5 protein-coding genes are annotated in these 3,995 nt (G+C 61.7%); all 5 read right to left on the minus strand.

Going from position 1 to position 3,995, the window contains the following annotated elements:
* A partial coding sequence (locus AC1D1X_RS17490) for a DUF308 domain-containing protein (protein WP_477698763.1) occupies positions 1-864 on the minus strand: 864 nt, incomplete at its 3' end.
* A 67-nt stretch (positions 865-931) separates the two neighbouring features.
* Positions 932-2,143 carry a M23 family metallopeptidase gene (locus AC1D1X_RS17495; RefSeq protein ID WP_477670301.1) on the minus strand — a complete coding sequence of 404 codons (1,212 nt, stop codon included), beginning with the start codon at positions 2,141-2,143 and terminating at the stop codon, positions 932-934.
* A gap of 159 nt (positions 2,144-2,302) precedes the next feature.
* Entirely contained in the window at positions 2,303-3,103 is an 801-nt protein-coding gene (locus AC1D1X_RS17500; protein WP_477670302.1) for a glycine zipper 2TM domain-containing protein, read from the minus strand.
* A gap of 301 nt (positions 3,104-3,404) precedes the next feature.
* On the minus strand, positions 3,405-3,587 hold the full coding sequence (locus tag AC1D1X_RS17505) for a hypothetical protein (RefSeq protein ID WP_477670303.1): 183 nt from the start codon (positions 3,585-3,587) through the stop codon (positions 3,405-3,407).
* A 98-nt stretch (positions 3,588-3,685) separates the two neighbouring features.
* Positions 3,686-3,995 (minus strand): vitamin B12 dependent-methionine synthase activation domain-containing protein (locus AC1D1X_RS17510; RefSeq protein WP_477698764.1); only part of this gene is annotated, 310 nt, incomplete at its 5' end.

The raw sequence follows: 3,995 nt of genomic DNA on the forward strand, positions 1-3,995 counted from the left end.
CACCTGGTTTACAAGATTGTGCTGCGTGATGGTCAGGCGCACGCGTGGATGGTGGCTGATGTACAGTTGCGGCCCGCACTCCAGCGCGACATGGCCGGTGGTAACGCTGCCTTTGCGGGAGAGGGCCGCAATGTACCGGTCGACCAGCGGAAGGCGGATGCGCTCTTCGCTTTGATCCACGGCGGTCCAGATGTGAACCACCATCTGTTCGCCGGGCATGCCGGCACCTGCGGGCGGGGCGGATGGGGGCGTACTGGCACCCATCTCCCTTTTCCTTTTATAGAGCTCAATGGCCGCAAGCCGTGACCCCGGCGGCAAGCGTTGCAGGCGCCAGGCGCCGCGCATCACGACGTAGCCGCCCGCCATCAATGCAAGGCCGGTGCAAAAAGACACGTTCATCGCAGAAGGCAGGGGCCAGTCGGTCACCAGCAATATCGCCATGACCAGATAACCCCAACCGATGACGTTGGAGATGCGCCAGTTCGGATACCGGATTAAAAGACTTGACGCAATACGCACCAGTCCGTTGAAGGTAAAAGCAGCGGCGAAAAGAACGGCTGCAGCAATCGAATTGTCCCAGGGGAAATCCAGCAGCAGACAGGCAAACACCACCATGGCCGCGCCGCGCAACATTTCAAAGCGCCGCCGCGCACGTGTGTGTGTGGTGCCTATCACCAGCTCCACCAGGCCTTGCAACAGCAACACGGCGCCGAACACCCAGCCTGCCATGTCGGTCACGCCATCGACCAGGTCTATCAGCACCACGGCACCCAGCAACACCGCGAGCAGGCCCGCCACCAGAAAGATCTTCCAGCGCTTCACGAGCGCATCGCCGCCAAAAAGGGTTAGTGCAAGTCTGAACATGTTGGTGCGGTGACCGCCGGGACCGTGCTACGCGTCAGGGGAATGCGTAGCTCGCAGCGCCCAGGCTTCACTTCAAAGAGGGGAAGTCAACCACATAGCCATTCATTGGCATGGTTGCACGCTGGACGGCCTGCTGCTGCGGCAGCGCGGTCCACAGCACTTTGCCCTGCTCGGTCGCGTCCGTGGCAACACCCCTGGCCGTGAACGCGTCGATCACGTAGGGCACGCCCTGGGATGACAAGGGACCGATACCGTCCGACACGTGGAAATGCAGGTGCGGCGCCGTGGTGTTGCCGGAATTGCCCAGCAACGCCAGCACCTGGCCGCGCCTGACGCGGTCGCCCACGCGCACCTTCAGTGAACCCGGCTGCAGGTGTGCATAAAACGCGTAATAGCCGCGCCCCAGATCGAGGATCACATGGTTGCCCGTCACGTTCTGCATGGTCGTGTCGGGTGGCAAGGCATTGGGCACCCGCTCAGGCAGCCCGTCGAGCACGGAAACCACTTTGGCATCCGCCACGGCAATCGCTTTTTGCCCGTAGGTCGGCCAGTTTTCGTTCTTGTTGCTGTCGCCGTTGCTTTGCTGCGAGTTCGCGTCTATCTTGATCCAGTCGATCGCAAACCGCTGACTGACATAAAGAACGCCGTTCACCGGGATACCGGCACGCCGGTGCGGCGCCTCTTTGCAGCAGCCATTGAATGCAACCCAGCCGGTCCCCTCAAGCGGCGGGCCGATCAGCGGAGCCGGCCGGGTGCTGACGGAAACATTGCCACCGGTCTGCGTGGTCTGAACGCTGCTCTCACCGGCAGTTTTGACGGCTGCCGTGAGCTTGATTTCGGGCCCGGCGGTGACCACACGGTGCGACAGGACTTTCGGAATGGCCTGACCGGCCTCCAGCACCACGTCAATCCAGAACAAACCGGCCTGTGCCGCGCCGATGCTGTCACCACCCGCGCCGTCCAGCAACGAAAAAGTGCCCGCAACATCCGCCCCGGCGACGGTGGTCAGCACCTTGCCCGAAGCGGCATCCAATACCTCCAGCGATACCAGCTTGACCGGCACGGCCCGCGCATTGGTGACCTGCAGCTCGTAATCGATGTGCACACGCCCATCAGCGCCGCGAAAAGGCACGGGGCGTGAGGCGGCGCTCAGCAGTACAGGAGTGTTCTGGTCATGCGCACCGGCAAATTCCAGGTTGTTCAGTCCGGGTTTGGGTCCTGCCGCAAAGGCGTGCAGACCTCCGGCAAGTACCAGCACGGCCACAAAAAAACGACGCATGCGATCCTCCTTGTGATGGCGGGGCCATCATAGCGCCAAGCATCGCACCGTCGAAGCATAAGAGCGTGCCGCGCGAAGGGATCCCTTCGCACGGCACATGGGGAAAAGATCACCGGGCAATCGTGCTGAAGTCTGCACGCCTTCCGGTCTTTGACTGGATCAGCGGTTGCTGTAGTCGGGAGACTGCTGCTGCGTGACCACAGGGGCCGGCGGCGGCTTGGGACCGTAACTGGCGCCATCCTGGGTCCGCAAGGTCGACCCTTCCACTGTCACGCGGCTGCCAACGCTGGGAGCGCGGGCAACTTCTACCATGCGTTGGGAACCGTCTTCCATGCGCACGCCGACCTGGTAAACCGTTTCCTTGCGAACATGCCCTTCGATGGCGTTGCCGGCGAAACCGCCACCCACCGCACCCAGGATGGTGGCCGCCGTACGCCCACCGCCATGGCCGACCTGGTTACCCAGCACGGCGCCCAGCACGCCACCCGCCACAGCACCTACGCCAGGGCCTGCCGGCTTGGTGGAACGCTCAACCGGTGTCACTGACTCCACCGCACCGCATAGATGGCACACAGGCGCCGGCGCCACAGCGACCGGTGCAGGGTAAGGGGCCGGTGCGGGCGAAATACCCGCATAACTCGGGGCGGGTGCCGGTTTTGGCGTCGGCTTGACCACTTTTTTGGTCGGCACGGGCGCGGGCTTGGCGGGTGCGGCAACCGGCTTTTCAGCCATGTCGTCCGCCACATTGCTGGCCGCGGCCATGGGGGGCGCCACTTGCGGCGCGGCTTGCGGTGCTGCGAGTGCCACCGGGGTCGCCGTAACCGGGTTACGCATCTGGTAAATCATGGTCCCGCCCATGGCCAGGACGGCCACTCCCAGTATGCCGACGGCCGCCCACAAGGGCTTGCTGGCCGACGGGGCCTGCTGGCCCGGCTGAAGATTTTCGGTGGATGTGTTCATGGCATTTCCCTCTGTGAAATCAATTGGTCCCGCAACGGGGTTTCATCTGTCGTTGTTCAAYGTTTCCCATGCCGCGAAGGTAAACATGCTTTGGCAGGCAGCTGTGTATTTATGTAAACGCAGGTTATTCTCCGGCAAAGTCGCCGTAAACGCGAATTGCAACGGTAACGCGGCCTGTTGTTCCTGGAGACGCCCACAGAATCCAGCGAAACGGTCCGCGGAAGGCGGCGCACAACGCCAAGAGGGTTTTCGGTGGAAGTGAATTTCCGTATCACTCCCATTTGCCCCAATGACATCGACCTTAACGTGGCCGGGCAGCGGCCTCAACATCGGTAAGGGAAACTATTGTCTCGTCGCCGTACTTTTCTGCAAGCATTGTCTTTACTTCTTCATAGCTATGTGCGTAGAACGTTTCATGCACGCCCGGCTCGCCTGAATTCTTCTTCCATACGATCGCAAGGTACTCTTTAAGCTGCTTGTCCATCTGCCACTTCATTTTTTAAGGCATGTACCACTATTGCAAAAGCCGCCGATCGTGGCGCCTGATCCCTGCCGCAGCGCTTCGAGTTTCATTAGTGGCTCTTAAAGATTGGGTGCCAGCAGGCGCTRCAATTCCCCGGCTTTCAGACCACGCCGCTGCGCGAGGTCCTGCAGCTGATCGTCGCCGATTTTGCCAACGTTGAAATAGGTGCTCTCGGGGTGGCTCAGGTAAAAGCCGCTCACACTGGCAGCCGGCGTCATGGCCAGGCTTTCGGTCAGGGCCATGCCGACCTCTTCGGCCTTGAGCAGCTCGAACATTTCTTTCTTGACGCTGTGGTCCGGGCAGGCCGGGTAGCCTGGCGCCGGGCGTATGCCCTGGTATTTTTCGGCGATCAACGCCTCGCTGTCCAGT

The sequence above is a fragment of the Polaromonas sp. P1_G4 genome, from assembly GCF_056405475.1.

Excerpts from the sequence above, each read along its gene's own strand:
- AC1D1X_RS17505 (WP_477670303.1), bottom strand. The coding sequence starts at position 3,587 with ATGGACAAGCAGCTTAAAGAGTACCTTGCGATCGTATGGAAGAAGAAT.
- AC1D1X_RS17495 (WP_477670301.1), bottom strand. The coding sequence starts at position 2,143 with ATGCGTCGTTTTTTTGTGGCCGTGCTGGTACTTGCCGGAGGTCTGCAC.
- AC1D1X_RS17500 (WP_477670302.1), bottom strand. The coding sequence starts at position 3,103 with ATGAACACATCCACCGAAAATCTTCAGCCGGGCCAGCAGGCCCCGTCG.